Here is a 24,255-nt window from a genome sequence, read left to right as displayed (position 1 = left end):
CTCGTTCATGCGCCGAAATCCACGGTGGCGCTGACCCGACCAGGGGTAGCAGTGCGCTGGATGTCCACCCGCTTGATCCGCAGGCTGGAGGTTGCCGAGAGATCGGCGAGCCAGGCCATGACGCTGTCATAGCTGCCATCGGCGATCGTTGCACGGGCACCGCCGGTGACGGGTGAGACCGTGGCGGTAAGGCCGAAGCTGCCGGTCGAACCTTTGATCACGTCTGCCGGCGAGCCCTGGCGGCGCTGGGGTTGGCCCGAGGAGAGCGTGCCCGCGGCGCGGATGCGCGCGGTGAGCGTCTCATAGGTGCGGATATCCTGCAGCGCCGAGGCGCGGGCGGACTGGAGCGGCTTGATGATGCCGAAGACCAGCACCAGCGCGGCGAGGAACAGCGCGAGGCCGGTGAGCATGACCTGCTCGCGGCGACTGCGGCCGCTCCACCAGCCATCGAAGCGGATCAGCGCGGCGTCGAGCACCGGCATGCGGGCGAGAATCAGTCTCATGCGGCACTCGCCGTAATACGGATCGCGCCTTCGGGCGAGCGCACGACCTGGGCCCCTACCCCGGCGCCCTTGAGCGCGGACTCGATCTGACCCTGCAAGCCGATATCGGGCGAAGCTTCGAGATCGAGGGTGAGCAGCCTGCCCTCGAATGTCATAGCGCGGACGGTGAGAGCGCCGGAGAGCGGACCGAGCGCACCCGAGACGCGGTTGACCAGCGGCAGGAAGAGCTGCGGCACCTGGCCGCCGCCGGTGGGCAGCAGGCCGGTGATCGAATTGGCGAGATCGTCGCCCAGTGCGATGCCAGGCGCCGCGACCAGCGCGGCTGCTCGGGTCTCCGCCTCGCGCCGATCGGCGATACTGCGCAGCATTATCACGTCACCGAGCGCAATCACGACATGCGCGGCAGCACCGATCGCGGCGACCCAGGCGAATTTCCGCCAGAGGCTCGATCCGGCGACCTTGCGGACCGCATAGGCGCCCTGGCGCAGGTTGAGCGCGGCGACCGCGGCACCGGCGGCGGGGCCGAAAGCAGCGGCGTCGAGCGCAGCCGAGCCCTTCTGCATGTCGTCGGGCAGCGGCTCGCCATAGCTGATGATGCCCGGGCGATCGGCGGCTTCCCAGGCTGGGCGCAGCAGCGGCGCGGGGACTTCGAAACCGGTGCCATCGGCATCGCGCACCGCGGCACGGCCGCCGGACTGCGAAACCGCCCAGCCCTCGGCCGGGCGCGGCAGGGTTAGCACGTCGGGCACCATCGCGGCATGGCCGATCCCGGCTTCGTCGGCCTGGGCGACCCAGCGGGCCATCACGTCATGGCGGACGATCCCGACCAGATAGCGGCCGGGCGCGATCTGCTCGCCGAGCGCGACGTGCACCGAATCGACCGGCTCGGCGATTCGGTCCTCGATTGCGAAGGGCAGCGCCGCGACGCGGCGGGCATGGCTGGGCAGCGGCAGGTCCACCGCGAGCAGGCGCACCTGGCCGGTGGGGACGAGAATGGTTGCGGGCCAATCGCGCACGGTTATTATCAGGCGGTCACCCGCCAGCGTCCACACACCTGCGGCGGAGGGAATATTTGGGTCGGGCGCACCCGTGGCGTTTGGGCTCATTGTCACATTTGCTTCATGGGCAGGACGCATGGGGCGGGGATGCGCATAGTTTTGAAACAGTTCCATGACATCGCACCTGAGGTGCGTACTCACATTGCACCTAAGGTGCAGGACCGCAAGCACGCCGTGCCCGAGGGCGAGGCCGGTTTGACACTCATCGAAATGATGATCGTGCTGGTGATTATTGCGATCGTGGCGGGGCTTGTCGCGATGAACGTGATGGGCCGCCCGGACGAAGCAAAGGCGACCGCCACCAAGAGCAACATCGCCGCCATATCCGGCGCGCTCAAGATGTACCGGCTCGACAATGGCGACTATCCCACCACCCAGCAGGGGCTGAAGGCGCTGGTCGAGAAGACCACGACGCCGCCGCTGCCGGCGACCTTCCCGCAGGGCGGCTATCTCTCCGCCCCCGCGCTCGATGCCTGGGGCAAGCCCTATGAGTACAGCTCGGAAGGCGGCGCCTTCACGATTCGCTCGCTCGGCAAGGACGGCAAGGTGGGCGGCGAAGGCGTGGACGCCGACATCGAAGGCAAGGGCTGATCCCCATGCGGGGGGCCGACATCACTGGACGCCCCTCCGAGACGGGCATGACGCTCGTCGAGATGCTCGTGGTGCTGGCCATCATCGGCGTGATGGCGGGCGCGGTGGCGCTCGGCATGGGCTCGGTTACCCGCGCGCCGAGCGTGGAGACCGAGGCGCGGCGGCTGGCGACCATGCTCCAGTCGGCGGCGGACGATGCGATGCTCGGCGACCGGACCGTCGCCTTCACCGTGCGCAAGGACGGATACGGCTTCGCGGTGATGAACCGCGACGGCGGAATCGTGCCAAGGACGGACAAGGCGTTCGGCTTCCATCAGCTGCCTGGCGGCATGGTGATGACGCTGAGCGTCAAGCCACCGGTGGTGCTCGGCGTAGATGGCGCGGGCAAGCCGATGCAGGCGGTGATCGAGAGCGGGCAGCGGAAGTGGACGGTCGTCTATGACGGAATGACCGTGCGTGCGTTTCCGGCGACGGGATTGAAGTTGTGAAGGTTGGGCCGCCTCCCCTAGCGGAACACGCAAAGCTGTTCCCCGGCGAAAGCCGGGGCCCAGCTTTTCCGCCGGATGACGGCGGGCACGACGACGCCGGGTTTTCATTGATCGAAGCCCTTGTCGCGCTCGCGGTGCTCGCCATCGCTACGGTGGGCCTGATGCGCACGGTCGAATCGCATATCGATTCCACCCGGGCGATCGAGCGCCGCACTACGGCCATGTGGGTGGCCGAGAACCGGCTCGCCGAGCTGGAAGCGGGCGCGCCGGGGAGCGAGCAGGTGGAGATGATGGGCCAGGCATGGCGGGTTTCGGTGGATCGGCGGCGGACCGACGATCCCGAGATTCAGCGCGTTCGCGTCCAGGTGTTCGCGGGGCAGGAGAACAGCGCGCTTGCATCGCTCGACGGCTTCGTGGACGGACGGAAGCTGTAATGACCGGCCTTACCCTGACCCCGCGCCAGGCGCGCATCGGACTCAACCTGTTCACCGGCGCCATGGTCGTCTCGGTGGCGGTGGCGCTTGCCGGGCTGACCTGGCGGATCGCCGGCCATGCCGGCACCGGCGCGATCACCGTGCCTTCGGGGGCCAGCGGCCCGGCCGTGGCACCCGATATCGGCGCGGCGGTAGCGCTGGCACCGTTCGGCAAGCCCTCGGTCTCCGAGGCTGGCCAGGCGACGAGCCTGCCGCTCGAGCTCAAGGGCGTGATCGCCGCGGGACCGGGCGAGCTCTCCAGCGCGTTCATCTCGATCAGCGGCCAGCCGGCCAAGGCGTACAAGGTAGGCGACAATCTCAACGGCGCGACGATCCAGTCGATCCTGCGCGACCGGGTGATCCTCGCCAATGGCGGGCGCAACGAGTTCCTCGCCTTCCCGGATCCGACGCTGACGCCCGAGCAGCGGCAGGCAGCGGCGCAGGGCCAGCCCGTCCCTGCCCCCGCCAATCCGGTGACCGCGCCCGCAGGGGCACCGCCGATCCGCACCGTCCCGGGCGCCCCGCCTCCCCCCGCCGGGCCGCCCCAGGCGAGCGTGGGCAGCATCCTCCAGCGCTTCGATGCGTCCCCCGTGCCGGGCGGATACCGCATCGGCGACAACGGCCCGCCCGGCATGGTGGCGGGTGACGTGATCCAGTCGGTCAACGGCACGTCGCTGTCCGACCCCGCCGCAGCCCAGGGCGCCTTCGCGGCGGCCCAGGCGAACGGCAACGCCCAGATCCAGATCCTTCGCGACGGCAAGCGTATCACGCTTACCGTGCCGCTCCGTTAGAAAGTGCCCCTGTGAAGATTCGCTCCGCCATCGCCGCACTCGCGCTCGCCGGGATCGCCCTGGACACGGTTGCCATCGCCCAGACTGCACCTGCCCCGCAGGATGCCGGCACCGGCGACGTGGTGGTGAACATGCGCGGCGTCGAGATCTCGGACGTATCCGACCAGATCTCGCGCATCACCGGGCGGACGCTGATCCTCGATCCGGCGGTGAAGGGCACGGTGACCGTTACCTCCTCGACCCCGCTGTCGCCGCAGGGCGTGTGGGAGCTGTACCAGTCGGTGCTGCGCGCCAACGGCTTCGCGGCGGTGCGCTCGGGCCGGGCCTGGCGGATCGTGCCGGCGGCCAATGCGGTGCGCGACGGCGGCATCCCGAGCCGCGGCGCCTCGGGCCAGGAGCTGGTGACGCGGATGGTGCGGCTGCAGAACGTGCCCGCTGCCGATGTCGCCCGCGTGGTGCGTCCGCTGGTCGCGACCTTCGGCAGCGTCGAGCCGCTGAGCACACCCAACGCCGTGGTCATCACCGACTATGCCGACAATGTCCGCCGGGTGGAGGCGATCGCCCGCCAGCTCGATGGCGGCAGCGGCGCGACCTTCATCACCTTCTCGCTGAAGAACGGCAATGCGACCGACGTGGCGCAGTCGCTTCAGGCCGTGCTGGGCGACGGCACGCGGGTGGCCGCCGATGCGCGCAGTAACACGGTGATCGTGCGCGGCACCCCGGCTTCGGTCGCCGAGGCGCGCAAGATGCTGATCTCGCTCGACCAGCCGGGCGGCGCCACGCCGATCACCCGCATGTTCCGCCTGAACTATGCCGATGCCGAGACGGTGACCGACGTGCTGCGAGGCGTGCTCGGCCAGGGCGACAGCGCCGACAATCCCGTGGCGAAGAGCCTGGGTAGCGGCAGCTCGAACCCGTTCGCGCGGCTGAGCCAGAGCAACCAGAACATCTCCGCCCTTCCCAACAGCTCGGCCTCGACCAGCGGCGGGATCGGCAGCGCGATGCAGAATGCCCAGACCAACGGCACGACGATGCAGAACGTGCAGACGCCGACGCCGAGGGGCTTCTCGACGCCGGAGCTGAACGTGCAGCCCGCCCCCGAGCTCAACGCCGTGGTGGTGCGCGGCACGCCCGCCGCGATCGCCGCGATCGAGCCGCTGATCACCGATCTCGACGTGCGCCGCCCGCAGGTGCTGATCGAGGCGGCGATCGCCGAGATCACCGGCGACGATGCCGAGCAGCTGGGCGTGCAGATCGGCACGAGCGGCGCGGTGCTCGACCAGGTGAAGGGCGTGGGCACCTCGTTCGACCAGTCGGGCGCATCGCTGGGCACGATCCTCAAGGCGCTGGGCGTGCCTGCCGGATCGGTGCTGGGCAACGGCCTGAACGCCAATTTCGCGATCGGCGACGATTTCTCGATCCTGGTGCAGGCGCTGGGCACCTCGACCCGCGCCAACCTGCTCTCCACGCCGCAGATCACCGTGCTCGACAATGTCGCGGGCGAGTTCGTCTCGGGCCAGAACGTGCCGTTCCTGACCGGGTCGATCCTGACCGACAGCTCGACGGTGAACCCCTATACGACGATCGAGCGCAAGGACGTGGGCATCACCCTGCGCGTGCTTCCGCGGGTCAATGCGGGGGACACAATCCGGCTGCAGGTGAACCAGGAAGCCTCGTCGATCGCCGCCGCGCAGACCGCCGCGGCATCGGACCTGGTCACCAATCGCCGCGCGATCACCACCACGGTGCTCGCCGACAATGGCCAGACGATCGTACTCGGCGGCCTGACCGCCGACGACTATACCGACACGCGCCAGCAGGTGCCGATCCTGGGCGACATCCCGATCGTCGGCGAGCTGTTCAAGAGCCGGCGCGAGCAGCACCAGAAGCGCACCCTGTTCATCTTCCTCAAGCCGACGATCCTGCGCGACGGCGCCGATGCGGCGGCGGCAGCGAAGGACCGCTATGCCCGGCTGCGCGCCGACGAGATCGCCAATGCCAAGCGCGGCAGCCTGCTCCTCGCCCCGCCGACGCCGCGGCTGACGGTGGAGATCGACGGGATTTATTGAGGGGCGGAGGCAGCGTTCACATTTCCCAGGAGTATCGGCGTGAGCACTATCGCCATAGCGTGAGAGAGGGCTCCAATTTCACGCATCCTTTCCTGCAATTCATCATTTGTGAAATATCGGTCCTCGAACGCTGGCTCATGCCCACGAAGTGTCAGAAGTTGCGCTCGCCAACGAAATGTGCGGCCTACCTGAGATAGGTTTCCGTGCACAATCCAATCACGGTGAGACCGTAACCTCCCAATAGCGGGCACCCATTCCTTGATAGCCGAACGCAAAACACTCGGCATGCGCTCATCATTTCCGATGACTACAAGGTAGGCGATCTTTTCACCCAGCGAACTAGGCAACCCTCTCGTGCGCAATTTATCAGAAGCGATGTGATGATATTGGCAGATAAGAGTGTTGATTTGACGCTCTATCAACCCCCAGCTCATCATAAGGCTTCCGATCGACGCAAGAACGCTCTGAACATAAGTCCAATTTGCGTCATCCCGCTGCTTCCGTAGCGTTGCTAAGTGCCTCAACCCGAGCGCTTTAAGGCCACCGCATTTACGGGCAATCCTTTGAACGAGATTCTTTCGCGCCACTAATCTACCCCCACCGGGTGAGGCTTTACCTTATTAAGACAGCCACACGCCCGCAAATGGGTCCTTAGCGCTACTAGCCAACCCGTCCCGCAGCCTCATCCCCGCTCGGTTCGATCGGCAGGGGCACCCGCACCCGCTCGCTGCCCCGGGTGAAGAAGGCCGCATCGATCGCCAGGCTGGCGAGGCTCCAGCCGTCGACGCTTTCCCCCACCTTCAGCGTGCGGGTGGAACCCTCGCTCGACCTGACCAGCGCGACCGCATCGACATTGAGCCGGCCGACGATGCCGACCAGCTGGGGCGCATCGGTGGGCGCTGCGGCGGGCTCGGACGTACCGAACAGCGGGCGCTCATAGGCACGGGCGAGCGGCGGTATCGAGCCTGCGCCGATCGGGGCGGGTACCGGCGGCGCCTTCGGAGCCTTGCCCGTTACGCCAGGGAGCAGGAGCAGCGCCGGCATGCCGATCGCCAGCACCGCGGCGGCAGCCAGCGCGGCCCATTCGGGGCGAAACTTCATCGCCATGCCGCGACCACCTCGCCGATCAGCCGAACGCCGCCGCCCTCGGGGATCGGTTCGATCCGCCAGGTCCGCAGGCGCATCAGCGGCTTGCCGCGCTCCAACGCGTCGCTGAGCGCAACCACGGCCTTTTCCGCGCCGGACAGGCGGATGCGCAGCGCGACCACGCCCTCCGGCGCCGCTGCAACGCCCGCCTCCTCGACCAGCACGCCTCCCGACTGCGCGAGCCCTCGGACCCGTTGCAGGATCGCTGCACGACCGGCGGCAGGGTCAGCGACATGCAGGCCGAGGCCCGGAGCGAGCAAAGGTGGCGGTGCCGCAGGTTGCGCTGCGACGGCGGCGAACTTTGCGCGCTCGGCCCTTGCCGCCGCAAGCTCGCCGAGCGCAGTGCCGGTGGCCGGGGCGAGCAGCAGCGCGACGGCCAGGCCCGCCAGGCCGCCGATGACGATCGGAGGAAGCTTCATTGGGCGTCCTCGCGCATCGAGACGATCATCGCCGCATCGGCATGGCGCTGGCTGGTATTGCGCATGCCGGCGAATTCGGGCGCGCGGCGGACGGCGGCGCGCAATGCGTCGGGATCGCTTCCCGCCACGTCGAACTCGAGCCCGCCGTCGCGAGTCCGCTCGATCCGGGTAAGCTTTGCCTCGGGTGGCAGTACGCCGGAGAGCAGCTCGACAACCTGCCCCGGTGCGGCACGGCCGGCGGCATTGGCGAGCGCGGTGCGCGCCTCGCGCGCAGCGGCTTCGGCCTGGAGGCGCGGGGCCAGCTGGTCCTGCAGCTTCGCTGTCGCACGCTTTTCATGTTGGACGAGCATGGAGGCGCCGGCGAGGGTGAGCAGCGGCCCGGCGGCGAGCAGCGCGCCGAATGCCGTCGCCACACGCCAGCCTCCTGCGGGCAAGGGCAGGCCGCGCAGCGTAGCTGCCAGACGCTGCGAAAGGCTATGCGCCGGCGCCGGAGGCATCTGGGGCTCGGGATCGGTGGCGTCCATCGGCCGCCTGCCTAGACGCTGCCGGGCGCCCGCGCAAAGCGTCATGAAGCGGCAACAGAAAAGTCACGCCGACGAAACGACAATCGCATGCTGCCGTCACGTCCCGCTTCCAAGGACCGGGCGACCGGGTCGCCAGTGACTCGGCTGCTTGGGGGTTTCCATGACCAATCTCACCGAGACCGGCTTCGGCTACACCGATGGCGACGTCGATCAGAACATCCACAACACCGGCCCGACGCTGAACGAGCTGGCCGACCAGCGCTATTCGCGTCGCCAGACGCTGCAGCGCGGCGGCGCGGCGATCGTCGCCGCCACCATGGGCGGCTCGGTCCTCGCGGCCTGCGACAGCAAGACCGAGGAACTGACCGCACCGACGATCAGCGCCGGCTCGGCCGCGACCACTGCTTCGGGCCGCACCGTGACGCTGACCGGCACCGGCAGCGCCGAAGCCTATTCCTGGACCCAGGTTGCCGGCCCGACCGTGACGCTGAGCAGCACCAACGCGCTCACCACCAGCTTCCTGGCTCCGTCGGTCGCCACCGCGACCAAGCTCACCTTCCAGCTGGCCGCCGCGAACAGCACCGGCACCGCGGGCATATCGACCGTCGAAGTGACGGTGAACCCGACCGCGCTGGGCTTCACCGCCGTCGCGAAGAACAAGAACGACGTCGTCACCGTGCCGACCGGCTACACCGTGCAGATCGGCGCGCGCCTGGGCGACCCGATCACCGGCAGCGCCGCAGCGTACAAGAATGACGGCACCGACACCGGCTTCGCCAACCGCATCGGCGACCATGGCGACGCGCTGTTCTGGTTCGGCCTGAGCACCACCGGCGCCCGCGACGAGACCAGCTCGACCCGCGGCCTGATCGTGCAGAACCACGAGAACATCAACCAGCAGTATCTCCACACCGCCGGCGCCACCTCGCCGGGCGGCGTGCGCCCCGAGGCGGAAGCGCTGAAGGAGATCGAGTGCCACGGCGTCTCGGTCGTCGAATATTCGGAAGGCGCCAGCCGCGCCTGGACCTTCTCGTCGACCTCGACCTTCAACCGCCGCATCACCCCGAACACCCCGATGGTGTTCAACGGGCCGGTGAAGGGCTCGGACCTGATCAAGACCCCCTATTCGCCGACCGGCGTTGCGGGCCGCGGCACGATCAACAACTGCGCAAACGGCTACACCCCCTGGGGCACGCTGCTGACCTGCGAAGAGAACTGGGCCGGCTATTTCCGCCGCTCGGGTGACAATGCCGCTCGCACCGCCAAGGAGCTGACCGCGCTCAGCCGCTATGGCGTGACGAGCAGCACGGGCAGCTATGGCTGGTCGACCGTCGTAGCCGCCGACACCGCCAACACGACGTTCCGCCGCTGGGACGCTCGCGCGACCGGCGCCAGCGCGCTCGCCGATTACCGCAACGAGCCGAACCAGTTCGGCTGGGTGGTCGAGATCGATCCGTACGCGCCGACATCGACGCCGCGCAAGCGCACCGCTCTGGGTCGCCTGGGCCATGAAGGCTGCTGGCCGGGCAAGTTCGTCGCCGGCACCAAGCCCGCCTGGTACATGGGCGACGATTCGCGCCGCGAGTATCTGTACAAGTTCGTCTCGAACACCGCCTGGGTGGCAACCGATGCGACCGCGACCGATCGCCTGGCGATCGGCGACAAGTATCTCGACGCCGGCACGCTCTATGTCGCCAAGTTCGCTGCAGACGGCACCGGCAGCTGGGTCGCCCTGGTGTTCGGCCAGAACGGCATCACCGCCGCCAGCGCAGTCTATCCGTTCGCCGACCAGGCGGACGTGCTCGTCAACGCCCGCCTCGCCGCGGACGTGGCCGGCGCAACCCCGATGGACCGCCCGGAATGGACCGCGGTGAACCCGGTGACCGGCGAGGTCTACCTCACTCTCACCAACAACAACGCCACGCTGCGTCCGCTGAACGGCACCGACGCGGCCAATCCGCGCCACTATAACGATCCGTACGGCACCGCCGGCACGGCACAGTATGGCAACCCGAACGGCCATGTGATCCGGATCAAGGAAACCAGCACCGAATCGCTGACCTTCACCTGGGACATCTTCGCCTTCGGCGCGGGTGCGGACCTGGACGCGACCAACATCAACCTGTCGGGCCTGACCGCGGACAACGACTTCTCGTCGCCCGACGGCTGCTGGTTCGGCCGCGCGACCAACGCATCGGGCCTGGTCAAGCCGATCATGTGGCTGCAGACCGACGACGGCGCCTATACCGACGTCACCAACTGCATGATGCTCGCGGCCCAGCCGGGCACCGTCGGCGATGGCGGCGCGCGCACGATCACCAACACCGGCACGGGCGGCGCGACCGCGACCCAGGCGACCCGCATCGGCGCGGCGCCGGGCGCGAACCTGAAGCGCTTCCTGGTCGGCCCGGTCGAGTGCGAGATCACCGGCGTGGACTCGACACCGGACGGCCGCACGCTGTTCGTCGGCATCCAGCACCCGGGTGAGAACGGCACCCCGGCGGCACCGTCGAGCCACTGGCCGGACAGCCAGGCGACCGGCACCGCCGGCGCCACGATCCGCCCGCGCTCGGCGATCGTGATCATCACCAAGAATGACGGCGGCGTGGTCGGCCTCTGATCCGACCTGTTTTCGAAAACAACGAGGGAGGCTCCGCGAGGGGCCTCCCTTTTTGTTTGCGGGACACAATCAAACCCGCAGTCCAAGGATAAACTTCAGCGCAGCCAGCAAGATATAACTCAGAATAAACTTTATTTAACTTTCATAATCACGGATAATATATCGACCAATTTCATATTACATCACAATCATTCCAGATCGTATTTTAATATGTCGATTATGAAACGAAAATGTCATGACGTGTATTTATACATTACTATCGAAGTAACATAACTGCCAACTACGCTGCGTAGGCGCCCCGTCAGAACCAGACCTGACCTTTGGGGGTTAACCTAATGCAGAATTTCTCGCGCTTCCGTTTGTCGCTGCTGGCGGGCTCGACCCTGCTGGCGCTGGCAGCCACGCCGGCGCTCGCCCAGCAGCAGGCTGCCGACCCGGCGACCCAGACCGCTGCGCCCGATGACGACCAGACCGGCCTGACCGACATCGTCGTCACCGCGCAGCGCCGCGAGACCAACCTGCAGGAGACTCCGATCTCGATCTCGGTGCTGAGCACCGAGGCGCTGCAGGATCGCCACGTCCAGAGCCTGTTCAACCTGGCAGACGGCACCGTGCCGTCGCTGCGCGTCGCCACTTTCGAGGCGCGCCAGTCGGCGCTGACCATCGGCATCCGCGGCATCGTCCCCTATGACCAGAACCAGACCGCGCGCGATGCCGGCGTGGGCGTCTATATCGACGGCGTTGCCCTCGGTAAGACCCAGGGCCTGAATGCCGCACTGTTCGACATCGAGCGCATCGAAGTGCTGAAGGGCCCGCAGGGCACGCTGTTCGGCCGCAACACCGAAGGCGGCGCACTCAGCCTCGTCACCCGCGCACCCACCGGAGAGTTCGGCGCCCGCATGACCGCCGGCCTGGGCAATTACGGCAGCCGCAACGCCGAAGCGCATATCGACCTGCCCGCCTTCGCCAACATCGCGCTCAAGTTCGACGGCATCTACCAGCACCAGGATCCGACCGTGAAGGACCCGCTCGAGGGCTCGACCGGCTGGAACTATTATGACCGCAAGGGCGGCCGCGCCGCCGCGCGCTGGACCCCGTTCGACGGCCTGACCGCGGACTTCTCGTATGACTATGCCAAGGACGAGAACACGCCGCAGTACAGCCAGCTGATCAACTACAATCCGAAGGGCTATGCCGTCGGCAGCTACACCCCGGCGGGCGGCACGATCGGCACCACCCTTTATCTGCCCGGCACCACCACGGCATGTGGCGGCACGATCGCGGCGGGCAGCACCAAGCCGGTCTGCGTCGCCCCGCGCGCACCGCTGGTCGGCGTGCATCCCGATCGCCAGACCGTCGCCGATGTCGGCGTGCCGCAGCAGCCGAGCGTGGACATCACCCACGGCTTCACTTCGAACCTGAAGTACAAGGTCTCGCCGAACATCGAACTGCGCTCGATCACCGCATGGCGCGGCGTCTCCACCGACCAGTGGGACAATTCGGGCGGTCCGGAGCGCAGCACCTATGCGCCGAACGCGAACTTCAGCCGCTACAGCCTGTCGTTCCTCGACCAGCACCAGTTCAGCCAGGAATTCCAGGCCGTCGGCAGCTTCGACCAGTTCGATTTCGTGCTGGGCGCCTATTACTACACCGAGCATGCCACCGAATATGCAGCGACCCCGCTGAGCAACCTGTGGAACGCGGACGGTACTGCCTACACCATCCGCAGCCCGATCGTGTCGGGCACGGTGACCAGCGCCAATTCGGGCTACCAGCCCTATAACGCCTCGTGCGTGAACACGCTGGCCGCGACGGTGCCTCAGTTCGCCAACAGCTGCCAGTTCATCACCCGCGCCAGCAAGGCATGGGATCACAACTACTCGGCGTTCGGCAACCTGACCTTCTCACCGGAAGGCACGGGCCTGCACTTCACCGCCGGCGGCCGCTTCACCAAGGACAAGCGCCACGGCAACCTCTACGTCGTCAACAACGTCGTGCAGGGCTTCTCCTTCGAGAACAGCGTCAACCGCTTCGACCCGATGTTCAACATCGCGTACGACGCGACGCCGGACATGCACTTCTATGCGAAATACTCGACCGGCTTCCGCGCCGGCGGCGCCAATGACCGCTCGCAGAGCTTCAACGCGTTCGGGCCGGAATCGGTGAAGTCGTACGAGATCGGCGCGAAGATGGACTTCCTCGATCATCGCGCCCGCCTCAACCTGGCCGGCTACATCATGAACCGCACCAACACGCAGTTCGACTTCGACCTGTTCGACACCTCGGCCACCAGCCCCACCAACGGCAGCCATATCGAGCAGACCCAGAATGCCGGCGACACCAAGATCCGCGGTATCGAGGCGGACCTGACACTGAAGCCGACCCGCGAGCTGACGCTGACCGGCTCTTATGCCTATACTTATTGGAAGGCACCTTCGGCGGTGAACCCGCTGACCGGCGGCCTGCCGCAGCAGCTCTACATCGTCTACACGCCGACCAACGCGGCCTCGGGCGCAATCGACTATGTCCTGCCGGTGCCTGTCGCGGGCGGCGCAAACCTGCGCATCCACCTCGACGCCAACTATGCGAGCAGCCAGTACAGCTTCCAGCTCGAGCCGACCAAGACCGACCCGAGCTTCGTCATGAACGGCCGCATCGCGCTGGCGGACATCGAGATGAAGAACGGCAGCACGGTGACGCTGTCGATCTGGTCGCGCAACCTGCTCGACCACACCTATATCTATCGCCGCTCGAACGCGAACTCGTCGCCGGTGCTCAACTACGGTGCCAATGGCGCACTGGTGTCGACCAACTATGGTGGCATCCTCGGCGACTATGCCAACTTCAATCCGCCGCGGACCTTTGGCGGCGAGGTCAGCGTCAAGTTCTGATCCTGCCCTTCAAGGCGAACAGGAGCGGCCCGGATGGTACCCACCATCCGGGCCGTTTCGCTTGCAGGCCTTCGCCGGGAAAGGTCAGCCAGCCAGCGGCAGGCTTATCCTGACGATCAGGCCAGGCTTCGCATCGGCAAGTTCAAGCTCGCCCCGATGCAGCGTCGCGATCGCCTGGACCAGCGGCAGGCCCAGGCCGTGCCCTGGACTGCCCCGGCTCCCATCGAGCCGCCCGAAGCGGCGTAGCGCGCGGCTGCGGGCATCCTCGGGGATCCCAGGGCCGTTATCGGCCACAGCGAGAACCGCCCGCCCTCCCCGCACCGTCGCTTCGACGGTGATCGTTGCCTCGGGCGGCGTATGATTGACCGCGTTCTCGATCAGGTTGACCAGCAGCTGGGTGAGCAGGCGGACGTCGCCCTCGACCGGCGCCGGGGCAAGCGTGCCGAGCCGCAATACCCGCCCGCTGTCCTCGACCATCGCTTCAAGCGATTCCGCGACATCGCCGGCGAGCGCACCGAGATCGATCCGCTCGAACATCGCGCGGCGCTCGCCACCCTCAATTTCGGCGATACGCAGGATTGCTGCGAACATGGCGAGGATATCCTCCGCCTCGGCCGCCGCTTCCTCCAGCTCAGGCGAGACCGGGCCCGCCTCCGGCCGCTCGGCGAGCAGGGCCAGGCGTCCGCGCAGCCGCGCGAGCGGCGTGCGCAGGTCGTGCGCCACGTCGTTGGAAACCTGGGCGAGGCTGGCCATCAGCGCCTCGATCCGATCGAGCATGCGGTTGAACGCCTTGGCCTGGCGCCCGAAAGCGGTGCCCGGCGCCTCGACCGGGACACGGGCGCGCATGTCACCTTCGACGATCGCCTCGGCCGCGGCGCGGACCGCCTCGATATTGCGCCGGATCGTCAGACTGAGCGCCAATATGCCCAGCACCACCAGCAGCAAGATTGCCCCGAAGCCCGATGCCAGGATCAGCAGCCGGTGCGCGTCGTGATCCTCGATCGGTTCGCTCTCGGCGAGCAGGGTCAGCGTAAGCCCCTCCGGCAACCGCTCGACATGGGCGCGACCACGCGTGAGCCCCGGAATGCCCGCGCCGTGATCGATGGTCGAGACGCCGGGTGGGATAGGCGCGGTGGGCTCGATATTGCCGGCCAGGCGCCGGCCGTTCGTATCGGTGAGCAGGAAGCCGATATCACCGCTGTCACGCCGCCGGCTCTCCTCGCCGATGCGCAGGCCGAGCAGCACGCGGTCCGGATTGCCCTGGAGCAGCGCGGCGGACTCGCGCTCCAGCCGCTTGTCGACCTGGCGGTCGATCGCGCCAAGCAGCGCGAAATAGACCGCCGCGAAGGTGAGCAGGGTCGCCAGCGTGATCGCCGCAATGAAGGCGAAGGCAATCGCCCGCAGCGAACGGAGCGGCCCCATCCGCTAGCTGCGGAACATGTAGCCGACGCCCCGGACGGTCACGATCGGATCGGGCAGTCCGGTCGCCTCCAGCCGCTGGCGCAGGCGGCGGATATGGGCATCGACGATGTTGGTGGTCGGCACGAAATCATAGCCCCAGACCCGCTCGAGCAGCAGCGGGCGGGTGAGCACCGTGCCGGCCTCGCGCACCAGCTCGGCAAGCAGCTTGATCTCGGTCTTGTGCATCTCGACCGGTTTGCCGGCGCGGGTGACGCGGTGGCGGGCGACGCTGACCGTGATGTCCCCGGCGGTGACCGTGGCGCTGTCGGCGTTGGCGGCGGTGCGCCGGCGAAGCACCGCGCGAATACGGGCGTGGAGCTCGTCGATCTCGAACGGCTTGACGACATAGTCGTCGGCCCCCGCCTCCAGCCCCTCGACCCGCTCGGGCAGGCGGCCGAGCGCGGTGAGCAGGATCACCGGGGTCTTCACCTCCTGCTCGCGCAGCCAGCGCAGCACATCGACCCCGTCGACAAAGGGCAGCATGCGATCGAGGATGATCACGTCGAACGGCGTGGCGCCGACTGCCCCGATCGCCGCGCGCCCGTCGGTCACAGAATGCACGTCGTAGTCGCGTGCCTCGAGCTGGTCGGCGAGCATCGTGCGCAGGGGCTCGTCATCCTCCACCAGCAGGAGGCGGATGGCTTCGCTTTCGGGGGATGGAGTGGTCAACGCGCAAATCCTGACAGATGCCGCCGCTCTCTTAGAGAAGCGGCGGCATCCCGTCGATTGGAAAGGCGTCAGCGATCGGTGCGGCTGATGATCTTCGCGATCCCGTTGGGCGGGATGCTGACCATGTAGTTGATGCCGCCCTGGCAGGTGACACGCCAGGTCGGCACCTTGTCCTGATCGGCGATGCGCGTGGCGCTGTCGACATGCTCGCATTCGAGCGACGCATCCTTGAGCGCGCGAATGAAGGTCGCGCCGCGCTGCGCGTCGTTCTGCTTCAGCACCTCGGCGCTGTAGTTGATCGTATCGGCCGCGTTGACCGCGTCCTCCCCGTTGAGCGGCTGCGCCGTCACCGCATCATTGGCAGTGAGATTGCCCTCGCTCCCGCCCCCGCAGCCCGCGAGCGCCAGCGCTGCCAGCATCGGCACAATAATCCGCATGTCGCTTCCCCATATTGTGGTCCCGCACTTCAATGCGGGACCGTAACCAAGGTTCCTGCCCCTCAGCGCTGATAGGCCTTGGGCAGAGCCCCTTCCTTCGGATCGAGATAGCGCTGGCGCAGGCGCGTCCAGCGGTTCTCGAGCGGCTGCTCGACGCCGTCGATGAAGACATTGACCGCCGAGGTGCCGATCTCGAGCGGATCGCCGTCCCAGATCACCACATCGCCGCGACGACCTGGCTTGAGCGAGCCGAACTCGCCGCCCATGCCGAGCACTTCCGCCGGTTTCGACGTGATCGCCGCAAAGGCCGCACCCCAATCCAGGCCGGTAGCGCCGGGCACCTTGGTCAGCGCAACCAGGTTGCCTGCATATTGCTTCTCCCAGCGCGCCTGGCGGGATTCGTCCTGGTTGATCGTCCCGATCGCCACCGTGACGCCCGCCGCGGCCATGCGGCCGATGTTCGACTGGCTGGCGGCAAGCTGCTCGAAGCTCTCGGGCAGGTCGGTGAGCGCAGTGGCGATCACCGGCACGCCGGCCGCCGCGATCTGCGGGGCGACGGTCCAGCCTTCGGTCGCACCGACGAATACCAGCTTGAGCGTCGGGATTTCCTTCTTGAGCTGGAGCAGCACAAGCATGTCCGAGGCACGTTCGACATGAACGAGCAGCGGCGTACGGCCCTGGAGGACCGGCACCAGCGCCTCGGCATCGGCGCGCGTCAGGAAGGCATCCTTGCTGCGGTCGTTGAAGCTGGCCGGTGCGCGGATATAGTCGCGGATCTCGAACAGCACGTTCTTGAGCGCGGCATAGGCGGCCGGGCGGCTGCCGCCGGCGGCGCGGGCGCCGCTCTCTCCCCATTCCATGAACTGGAAGGCGCGCGGCTTGCTGACCGCGTCCATGTCCGCCCCGAGGTCGATGATCGCGCCCTGACCGGCGAAGATCGATCCCGAATTGTCGGGAGCGACCACGGCGCGGGTGATACCTTCGGCCCGGTTGATCGCGATCGGCGTGGACTTGGGGTTCACCGCCGGGGTGACGTCGATCGCGGCATGGAAGCCGACATTGCCGGGACCGGTGTCGTTGGTCTGGTCGACACCATCGACCTCGACAATGCCCATGCGGGTGAAGCCGGCGAAGATGCCGGGCGAGACCCATTTGCCGCCCGCGTCGATCACGCGAATACCGGCGGGCACGGCAACGCCCGGACCGGCCGCGACGACGCGGCCATCACGGATCACCACGGTGCCGCCATCGACCGGCTGGCCACCGTCGCCGATGACCAGCTTGGCATTAGTGATAGCCACGGTCTGCGCCGTGGCCGGGAAAGCGAAGGCAAGCGCCGCGGTGGCGGCGAGAAGGAGCTGCTTCTTCATCACTTCACATCCCCTTCGCCCGGCTGACCGAGTTCGAAATCGGAAACCGGTCGGCGCTTCGGATCCTTGGCATCGTACATCAGCGCGCCATCGACCCAGACCATCTCGGGCCGGGTGTAGACGCTGAACGGATTGCCGTTCCACAGCACCACGTCCGCCATCTTGCCGGGCTTGAGGCTGCCGGTCTTGTCGGCGATGCCCAGCGCCTTGGCCGGATTGATCGCCAGCCAGGTCCAGGCATGTTCCTCGCTGATGTTCATGCCGACCTTGATGCCGGCGGCGCGCGCCTTGGCGACTTCCTGGTTGAGCCGCTGGATGCCGTTGGCGTCGTCCGAATGGATCATCGCGCAGGCGCCCTCCTTGTCGAGGATGGCGAGGTTCTCGGGCACCGCGTCATAGGCTTCCATCTTGAAGCCGTACCAATCGGCCCAGACCGCGGCGCAGGTGTTGTTCGCCTTGAGCAGGTCGGCGATCTTGTAGGCTTCCACGGCGTGGTGGAAGGCCGAGACGTGGTAGCCGAACTCCTTGGCCATATCCATGACGATGGCCATCTCGTCGGCGCGGTAGCAATGGTTCTGGACGAGGATTTCGCCTTCCAGCACGCCGCGCAGCGTGTCCATCGCGAGGTCGCGCGAGGGGGCCTCTCCGCCCTTTTCCTCATAGCGATCCCAGCGGCGCTTATACTCGGCGGCACGCGCCCAGGTCTGGCGATCGACGGCGATATTGCCCATGCGGGTGGAGGGCATGCGGCCCTTCGAGCCATAGACGCGCTTCGGGTTCTCGCCGCACGCCATCTTGAGGCCATAGGGGGCGCCCGGGAACTTCATCGCCTGCATGGTGCGGGCATAGACGTTCTTGAGCACGACCGAGCGGCCGCCCATCAGATTGGCGGAGCCGGGCAGGATCTGGAGCGTAGTGACGCCGCCATTGGCGAGCGCACGGCCGAACCCGGGGTCCTGCGGCCAGACGCTATGCTCGGCCCAGACTTCGGCGGTGACCGGGCCGGTCATCTCGTTGCCGTCCGAATTGGCCTGCACGCCCGGCGACGGATAGTCGCCCAGATGGCTGTGGATGTCGATCACGCCCGGGGTGACGTACTTGCCCTTGCCGTCGATCACCGCGGCGCCGTCCGCCGACAGGTTCTGGCCGACAGCAACGATCTTGCCGTCACGGAACAGCACCTGGCCATTGTCGATCCGGCCGCCCTCGCCATCGAACACCGTGACGTTGGTCAGCAACGTCGGCGCGCCGGGATAGGCATGATAGGTCGAGGGGAAGGGATCGTGGCTATAGCCCTTGCCCTTGCCCGGCCCGCCAGCGGCCGGAGCAGGCTCCGACGACGCGGTCTGTGCCCTGGTGGTGCTGGAATCGCAGGCGGCAAGCCCGGCCAGCGCACCAAAGATGATTAACGAGCGGATCAAGCGACTCCTCCCCCTTGCGTAACGGTTGGGTGATCGCTCAGGTGCTAGCCACTTGGCAAGCCGTGCTTCTTCAGAAAGAGACTGAACCACTCTGGACTATCCCCATTTTCTCCTTGGCTTGATTGGTGTTATTGACAGCTCCCGGAAGGGGAAGGTGCATCGTTGCGCGTCGCAATTGACCCTGCCGAGCCGTCATCCGTGACGGCACCCGTGAACCGGCGAGTGGCCATCGCCCTCGCCGCCTTCGGGCTGGCCTGTAGCATTGCCGCGTTTTGCGGGTGGGTCTTCGACGTACCAGAGCTCCGCGGGTTCGGCTTCAACGACTTCCCGATCTGGCCCTGGACCAGCCTGGGCTATGTGGGGCTTTCGCTCGGCTTCCTTGCCTCGTTCGTCGGTCGCAGGCGGCTGGCGATGAATCTCCTGGCGATACCGCTGGGGATCGCGGTCATCGCCCTGTTCGAGCGCTGGACCGAGATCGACCTTGGCGTCGACGAGCTGCTGTTCGCCGCCCATATCAATCAATTCCCGTTCCCCAATCCGGGTCGCACCGGGATCAATCCCGCCGCGGTGTTCCTGATCCTGGGGCTTGCCGGGCTCGGCCAGTGCGTTCGCGACCTTGTGGCCAAGGAAATGCGCAGCCTCGTCGCGACCGTGGCGCTCGGACTGGCCTCCGCCGCCGGGATCATCATCCTCTTCTCGCATCCGGGCCCGAGCCCGAGCGTGCCCCTGCTCGGCACGTCCCTGCCCGCCGCGCTGGTTTCGATCAGCCTGTCGCTGGCGGCGATCGCCTGGAACAGCGGCTTTGCCTGGGTGCGCGAGCTGGCCCGCGATCCGGACAACCGCCGGCTGCTGCGCATCCTGCTGCCCGCCGCACTGATCCTGCCGGTTCTGCCCGCGGCGCTCGAATTGCTGTTCTCGCGGCAGATCGCCTTCGCCGCCGCGCCGGGCCAGCTGCTGGCGATGCTCGGCAATGTGCTGGTGGTCGGCACCATCGCCTATTGGGCAGTGACTCGGGTGGCCCGCGAGCAGTCCGTTCAGATCGAGCTGACCGAGGCGATCGACGTCACCACCATGGCGCTCACCTCCCCGGATGGGCGGATTGTCCACTGGTCGGCGGGTGCCGCGGAACTCTTCGGCTGGAGCGCGGAGGAGGCACGCGGACAGAACAAGTACCTGCTGCTCCGCTCGCGCTGCGAAAGTGCCGAGGCCAGCCTGCCCCGCCGCCCTCAGGGCAGCGCGCAGGAACTGATCGAGATCACGCGCGACGGCCGCGAAATCGCCATCCTCGAGCATGTCCACCGCGTCGAGATTGCGGGACGCGACCCGGTGGTCATCCACAAGATGACCGATATTTCCGATCGCGCGCGCGCCGTTGCCGAACTCCGCGAAAGCGAGGAGCGCCTGGGCATCGCCATCGCCACGCATGAAGTGGGCGTGTTCGAATGGGACGTGCCGACCGGAAGGATCAGCTGGGCGCCGGGCGCCGAGGAACGGCTAGGGCTGGTCCCGGGCACGATCACCGATTTCGACAGCTGGCGCGCCCTGGTCGAGCCGAGTGACGTTGACGCGGTGTTCGAAACAATCGAGCGCGCCGTGGCGGACCGCTCCCCGCGCTTCAGTTTCCGATATCGCTTCAAACAGGCAAATGGCACCGTGCTCGCAGTCGAAGGCTCTTCCCGCGCATTTTACGATACCGACGGCAATCTGATGCGCACTGTCGGGGCGATGCTCGACGTCACCGAGCGCGAGGAACGCGAAGCGGCGCTGCGCCGCCGCGAAGCCCAGCTGCGCTCGATCATCGAAACGGTGCCCGAGGCGATGCTGGTGGTCGACGAGGAAGGTACGATCCGCGTGTTCAGCACCGCGGCCGAAGCGCTGTGGGACTATCGCGCCCATGAAGTGCTGGGCCACAATTTCGCGATGCTCACGCCCTATCCGAAGGATGAGGACCCGGAATCCCGGCTAAGCGCGTTCCTGAAGGCGGGCAAGCCGATGGGTCGCGACGAGACGATCGCCGCCTCCGGCCTGCACCGCGACGGCACCCGCTTTCCGATGGAAGTGCGCGCGGGCGTGGCCCAGATCGACGGCCACACGCTCTACACGCTTTTCGCGCGCAACCTGAGCGAGCAGTTCGCGGCCGAGGAGCGGTTGAGCGACCTCAACGCCGAGCTGGCCCATGTCGGCCGCCAGTCGGCGATGAGCGAACTCGCCGCCGACATGGCACATGAGTTGAATCAACCACTTGCCGCGACATCGAACTTCCTCGCAGCAGCGCGCATGCTGCTCGACAAGGGCGAAGATTTCGAGCGGGTCGCCGAACTATTGCGCATGGCCAATGAGCAGACATTGCGCGCCGGCGAAATCATCCGGCGTCTGCGAAGCTTTACGATGCGTGGTGATGTCGATCTGCGGATCACGCCGCTGGCTCCCACCATTCGCGATGCAGCAGATTTGGTGCTGGTCGGCACCAGCCAGTTCAACATCCGGCTGACTTATGACCTCGATCCCGATGTACCCTGCGTCTTCGCGGATCGTGTGCAGGTGCAGCAAGTCGTAGTTAATCTTTTGCGCAATTCTATCGAGGTTCTTCGTCAGCAGGGCGCGGACGACAGGCGGATCACGGTAAGTTCGCGCAAGTCCAGCGAAGACATGATTGCAATAGAAATTGCAGACAGCGGGCCGGGCATACCGGAACCAATGCTCGACCAACTCTTTTCTCGTTTCACGACCACAAAAAAGGAAGGTGCGGGAATGGGTATTGGACTTTCCATCAGCAAGCGTATCATTGAGGCGCATGGTGGGGTCCTGAGTGCTGAGAACCGGCCAGAGGGTGGCGCGGTTTTCAGGTTCACTCTTCCCGCCACGGAACAGGGTGGAGAGTAGATGACAAAAACGGTCTATATCGTGGACGACGACGACGCCGTCCGGGCCTCCTTGCACAGCCTGCTTTCTCTGCGATCAGATCTGGTGATCCGAGCGTTCCGCTCGGGAGATGTTTATCTGGAATCCCTGCCGGACCTCGATCCGGGCGTGCTGCTGCTGGATTTCCACATGCCGGGATCGACCGGGCTCGACGTGCTCAACGCAGTGGGCAACGATCCCCGCTTCGTGGCGATCATCCTGACCGGCCAGGGCAATGTCGGCCTGGCGGTGCAGGCGATGAAGGCGGGCGCGCTCGACTTCATCGAGAAGCCCTATGAGGCCGAGTTCCTGATGACGGCGATCGACCTCGCCTTCTCCAGGCTGGAAGAGGGCAATGAGGCGGCCGCGCGCGTCAACGTCGCCGAGACCAAGATCGGCAAGCTTTCGCCGCGCGAGAAGGACGTGCTCAAGGGGCTGATCGAGGGGCGCTCGAACAAGATCATCGCCTATGAGCTGGATATCAGCCCGCGCACGGTGGAAATCTACCGGGCGAACCTGATGGAGAAGCTGGAAGTGCGCAGCCTTTCCGAGGCGCTGCGCATCGCCTTTGCCGCAGGCATGTTTCCCAAGAGCTGACAGCCGTCCGGAGCTCAGCGCTCCGGATAGCCCCAGCCCGGCAGCATCGCTTCGATCTCGGTTGCGGCATCGGCGGCCGGAATACGCGGCGGATATGCGGGGTTTTCCGCTGCGCCGCCGATCACCGCTATGGCGCGCCAGCGCGGATCGGCGCGCAATGCGGCTTCCCCACCCTCGCGCGCCTGTAGCGCGGCCTGATCGAGGATCAGCACGGGGCCCTTCGCGAGCCAGCGCTGGATCCGCGGATCATCGATATTGTCGATCGTGACCAGATCGGCGCCCGCCATCGACAAGCGCGCGATCAGCGTGCTGCGGAGGCCCGCCTCACGCACCACAAGCACCAGCAATGGGGACAACGGGCTCACCTGGCCCTCCTGAATTCGCGACCCGGACTTGGTGCCCGTGTTGGCGGGATTTATGCGCGACCGTGCAGGTCCCGCCATCCGTGGCTTCTACCTAAGGGTCTGACCGCGCTCGCGGATCAGAAGGAGAAGGTGAGGTCGCCGTGCACGAACTTGGTGTCGCCGCTGCGCGGGGCATTGGGTGCATCCTGCAGGAACTCACCCTTTGCGAGATAGGCGGCACCCAGCTCGAAGCGTAGCTTCTGGGGGACCAGCCAGCGGCGACCGCGCAGCTCGAACTGGACGCCGCCGAACTTGCCAGAGCGGCCGGTCTTGTCGGTCACGCCGGTTGAGGAGAAGGCGTCGATCGACGACGCCAGCCAGGCGCCGCGCACCGAGGCCATCAGGTCGAGGCGCTTGGAAGGCCGCGCCTCGAAGCGCACGCCCGGCGAGACGATGTTGGCCCGGCCCAGCGCGCCATAGAGCGAAAGCGGGCCGAAATCGGCACGACGGGCGCCGTACAGCGTGTCGAAGCGGGTATAAGTGTTCGGGTTGGCCGTCTCGCCGCTGGCATAGTCGAACAGCGCGGCGACGCGCGGTGCCCACTTGCCGGCAAAGGTACGGCCCAACTCGGCATGCACGAACCCGGCATGGACCTTGAGGTCGCGGACATCGCTCACCGCTGCGGTTGCCCGGGCGAGGCCGCGCTGGAGCGCCGCTTCCACTTCATAGTCGATCGCGCCCTTGGCCGGCGCCCGGCGAAGGCGCGTGCCGAAGGTGATCAGGCGGCGATTGCGCGTCGGGTGGGTGCTGCGGTCATGCTCAATCAGCCGGAAGCCATAGGCTTCGATCGAGGTCTTGCCGAACAGCTTCGCCAGCATCGCATTGCCGCCAAAGAACTCGATGTTCTCGGTCGCGCGGTCGAGCTGGACCTTGTTGTCATAGATGTCGGCCGGGGTATCCGGCAGTGCGGTGAACGGGCGCGTCCAGAACAGGTAAAGCTGGTTCTTGTTCTTGTCCTGCAGCTCGAACTTGGCGCCGAGATAGGTCGGCACGCCATTGGGGAAGTCGGTGCGGCCGACGAGGCGGCTGGCACCAATGTCCATCGCGAACTTGCCGACCGTCAGCTGCGCACCCTTGGTCGGGCGCACCGCGATATAGGCCTGGACCGGCTCGAGATCGTTGATCTCGTTGGTCCGCACCGTACTCTTCTCATTCTCCCCATAGCCGCGCGCATCGACCACCTCGCCGCCAAAGGTGAAGGCGCCGATATCGGCTTTCGCCGCGAGCACCGTGCGGAACGAGACGAAGCTGTCGCTTTCCGGCGAGTTCGGGCGGAACTGGCCGCCGATCGTCTCGACACGGGCCCGTACGCTGCCGTTCACGCTCAGCTTCACCTTGTCCTGCGCAAATGCCGGCATGGCACTGACGAGAGGCAGGATCGCCGCAAGGGCGAGAGAGGGGCGAACTGAACGGGCCACGGGA

At 66.8% G+C, this 24,255-nt stretch carries 21 protein-coding genes; 9 read left to right on the top strand and 12 right to left on the bottom strand.

Annotated elements, in window-relative coordinates; genetic code table 11:
* Nucleotides 1-5: 5 nt before the first annotated feature.
* Nucleotides 6-503, bottom strand: a complete 498-nt coding sequence (locus AC1RJ5_RS20675; protein WP_493115432.1) for a type II secretion system protein M — start codon at nucleotides 501-503, stop codon at nucleotides 6-8.
* Nucleotides 500-1,519, bottom strand: coding sequence for a type II secretion system protein GspL (gene gspL / locus AC1RJ5_RS20670; RefSeq protein ID WP_493115430.1), 1,020 nt, complete (start codon nucleotides 1,517-1,519; stop codon nucleotides 500-502). Before gspL ends, AC1RJ5_RS20675 begins: the two co-directional genes overlap by 4 nt.
* Nucleotides 1,520-1,690: 171 nt before the next feature.
* Between gspL and gspG the strand changes: the two genes are divergently transcribed.
* The 5 genes from gspG to gspD are packed head-to-tail and all read left to right on the top strand — an operon-like array spanning nucleotide 1,691 to nucleotide 5,973.
* The gene (gene gspG / locus AC1RJ5_RS20665) at nucleotides 1,691-2,152 is read left to right on the top strand and encodes a type II secretion system major pseudopilin GspG (protein WP_493115428.1); all 462 of its coding nucleotides are present in this window, start codon (nucleotides 1,691-1,693) and stop codon (nucleotides 2,150-2,152) included.
* A gap of 5 nt (nucleotides 2,153-2,157) precedes the next feature.
* Nucleotides 2,158-2,640 carry a prepilin-type N-terminal cleavage/methylation domain-containing protein gene (locus AC1RJ5_RS20660; RefSeq protein ID WP_269576095.1) on the top strand — a complete coding sequence of 161 codons (483 nt, stop codon included), beginning with the start codon at nucleotides 2,158-2,160 and terminating at the stop codon, nucleotides 2,638-2,640.
* Between the two features lie 35 nt (nucleotides 2,641-2,675).
* Entirely contained in the window at nucleotides 2,676-3,074 is a 399-nt protein-coding gene (gspI, locus tag AC1RJ5_RS20655) for a type II secretion system minor pseudopilin GspI (RefSeq protein WP_342249849.1), read from the top strand.
* Complete coding sequence (locus AC1RJ5_RS20650) at nucleotides 3,074-3,904, top strand: type II secretion system protein N (RefSeq protein ID WP_269576097.1); 831 nt, start codon at nucleotides 3,074-3,076, stop codon at nucleotides 3,902-3,904. The genes gspI and AC1RJ5_RS20650 overlap by 1 nt, the downstream gene beginning before the upstream one ends.
* Before the next feature lie 11 nt (nucleotides 3,905-3,915).
* A complete protein-coding gene (gene gspD / locus AC1RJ5_RS20645) occupies nucleotides 3,916-5,973 on the top strand; it encodes a type II secretion system secretin GspD (RefSeq protein WP_269576098.1) in 2,058 nt (685 codons plus the stop codon).
* 660 nt (nucleotides 5,974-6,633) lie between these two features.
* Here the strand turns inward: gspD and AC1RJ5_RS20640 are convergent.
* From AC1RJ5_RS20640 to AC1RJ5_RS20630, 3 genes are read right to left on the bottom strand one after another with little or no spacing between them, the layout of a single operon-like run.
* Nucleotides 6,634-7,080: a hypothetical protein gene (locus tag AC1RJ5_RS20640; RefSeq protein ID WP_342249823.1), complete on the bottom strand. Its 447-nt coding sequence runs from the start codon at nucleotides 7,078-7,080 to the stop codon at nucleotides 6,634-6,636.
* Nucleotides 7,071-7,538, bottom strand: a complete 468-nt coding sequence (locus AC1RJ5_RS20635) for a type IV pilus inner membrane component PilO (RefSeq protein ID WP_342249824.1) — start codon at nucleotides 7,536-7,538, stop codon at nucleotides 7,071-7,073. Before AC1RJ5_RS20635 ends, AC1RJ5_RS20640 begins: the two co-directional genes overlap by 10 nt.
* Nucleotides 7,535-8,062, bottom strand: coding sequence for a hypothetical protein (locus AC1RJ5_RS20630; RefSeq protein WP_269576101.1), 528 nt, complete (start codon nucleotides 8,060-8,062; stop codon nucleotides 7,535-7,537). The genes AC1RJ5_RS20635 and AC1RJ5_RS20630 overlap by 4 nt, the downstream gene beginning before the upstream one ends.
* 160 nt (nucleotides 8,063-8,222) lie before the next feature.
* Here AC1RJ5_RS20630 and AC1RJ5_RS20625 point away from each other — a divergent pair, with 160 nt between their 5' ends.
* Entirely contained in the window at nucleotides 8,223-10,682 is a 2,460-nt protein-coding gene (locus AC1RJ5_RS20625; protein ID WP_493115424.1) for a PhoX family protein, read from the top strand.
* A 335-nt stretch (nucleotides 10,683-11,017) separates the two neighbouring features.
* The gene (locus AC1RJ5_RS20620) at nucleotides 11,018-13,573 is read left to right on the top strand and encodes a TonB-dependent receptor (RefSeq protein ID WP_493115422.1); all 2,556 of its coding nucleotides are present in this window, start codon (nucleotides 11,018-11,020) and stop codon (nucleotides 13,571-13,573) included.
* An 84-nt stretch (nucleotides 13,574-13,657) separates the two neighbouring features.
* Here the strand turns inward: AC1RJ5_RS20620 and AC1RJ5_RS20615 are convergent, their stop codons facing one another.
* The 5 genes from AC1RJ5_RS20615 to AC1RJ5_RS20595 all read right to left on the bottom strand — a co-directional run bounded on the left by AC1RJ5_RS20615 (nucleotide 13,658) and on the right by AC1RJ5_RS20595 (nucleotide 18,931).
* Nucleotides 13,658-14,995, bottom strand: coding sequence for a sensor histidine kinase (locus AC1RJ5_RS20615; protein ID WP_342249828.1), 1,338 nt, complete (start codon nucleotides 14,993-14,995; stop codon nucleotides 13,658-13,660).
* A gap of 3 nt (nucleotides 14,996-14,998) precedes the next feature.
* Entirely contained in the window at nucleotides 14,999-15,703 is a 705-nt protein-coding gene (locus tag AC1RJ5_RS20610; protein WP_342249829.1) for a response regulator transcription factor, read from the bottom strand.
* Between the two features lie 68 nt (nucleotides 15,704-15,771).
* Nucleotides 15,772-16,140 carry a hypothetical protein gene (locus tag AC1RJ5_RS20605; protein ID WP_269576106.1) on the bottom strand — a complete coding sequence of 123 codons (369 nt, stop codon included), beginning with the start codon at nucleotides 16,138-16,140 and terminating at the stop codon, nucleotides 15,772-15,774.
* 62 nt (nucleotides 16,141-16,202) lie between these two features.
* On the bottom strand, nucleotides 16,203-17,510 hold the full coding sequence (locus AC1RJ5_RS20600) for an amidohydrolase family protein (protein WP_493115419.1): 1,308 nt from the start codon (nucleotides 17,508-17,510) through the stop codon (nucleotides 16,203-16,205).
* Nucleotides 17,510-18,931: an amidohydrolase gene (locus AC1RJ5_RS20595; RefSeq protein WP_446745978.1), complete on the bottom strand. Its 1,422-nt coding sequence runs from the start codon at nucleotides 18,929-18,931 to the stop codon at nucleotides 17,510-17,512. Before AC1RJ5_RS20595 ends, AC1RJ5_RS20600 begins: the two co-directional genes overlap by 1 nt.
* Nucleotides 18,932-19,153: 222 nt before the next feature.
* Here AC1RJ5_RS20595 and AC1RJ5_RS20590 point away from each other — a divergent pair, with 222 nt between their 5' ends.
* On the top strand, nucleotides 19,154-21,814 hold the full coding sequence (locus AC1RJ5_RS20590; protein ID WP_493115416.1) for a PAS domain-containing sensor histidine kinase: 2,661 nt from the start codon (nucleotides 19,154-19,156) through the stop codon (nucleotides 21,812-21,814).
* Nucleotides 21,815-22,429 (top strand): response regulator transcription factor, encoded by a 615-nt coding sequence (locus AC1RJ5_RS20585; protein ID WP_184168596.1) that lies wholly within the window; start codon nucleotides 21,815-21,817, stop codon nucleotides 22,427-22,429.
* Between the two features lie 14 nt (nucleotides 22,430-22,443).
* On the opposite strand, the gene AC1RJ5_RS20580 is transcribed toward AC1RJ5_RS20585, so the two are convergent.
* Both AC1RJ5_RS20580 and AC1RJ5_RS20575 read right to left on the bottom strand, forming a co-directional pair.
* Entirely contained in the window at nucleotides 22,444-22,794 is a 351-nt protein-coding gene (locus tag AC1RJ5_RS20580; RefSeq protein ID WP_342249832.1) for a hypothetical protein, read from the bottom strand.
* Nucleotides 22,795-22,910: 116 nt separating this feature from the next.
* Nucleotides 22,911-24,251 carry an alginate export family protein gene (locus AC1RJ5_RS20575; protein ID WP_493115413.1) on the bottom strand — a complete coding sequence of 447 codons (1,341 nt, stop codon included), beginning with the start codon at nucleotides 24,249-24,251 and terminating at the stop codon, nucleotides 22,911-22,913.
* Nucleotides 24,252-24,255 lie beyond the last annotated feature (4 nt).

The sequence above is a fragment of the Sphingomonas sp. GW822-FHT03G08 genome (genome assembly GCF_058801135.1).
The sequence above is the reverse complement of the archived record's forward strand: the minus strand, read 5'-3'. Positions and strand labels throughout refer to the sequence as shown.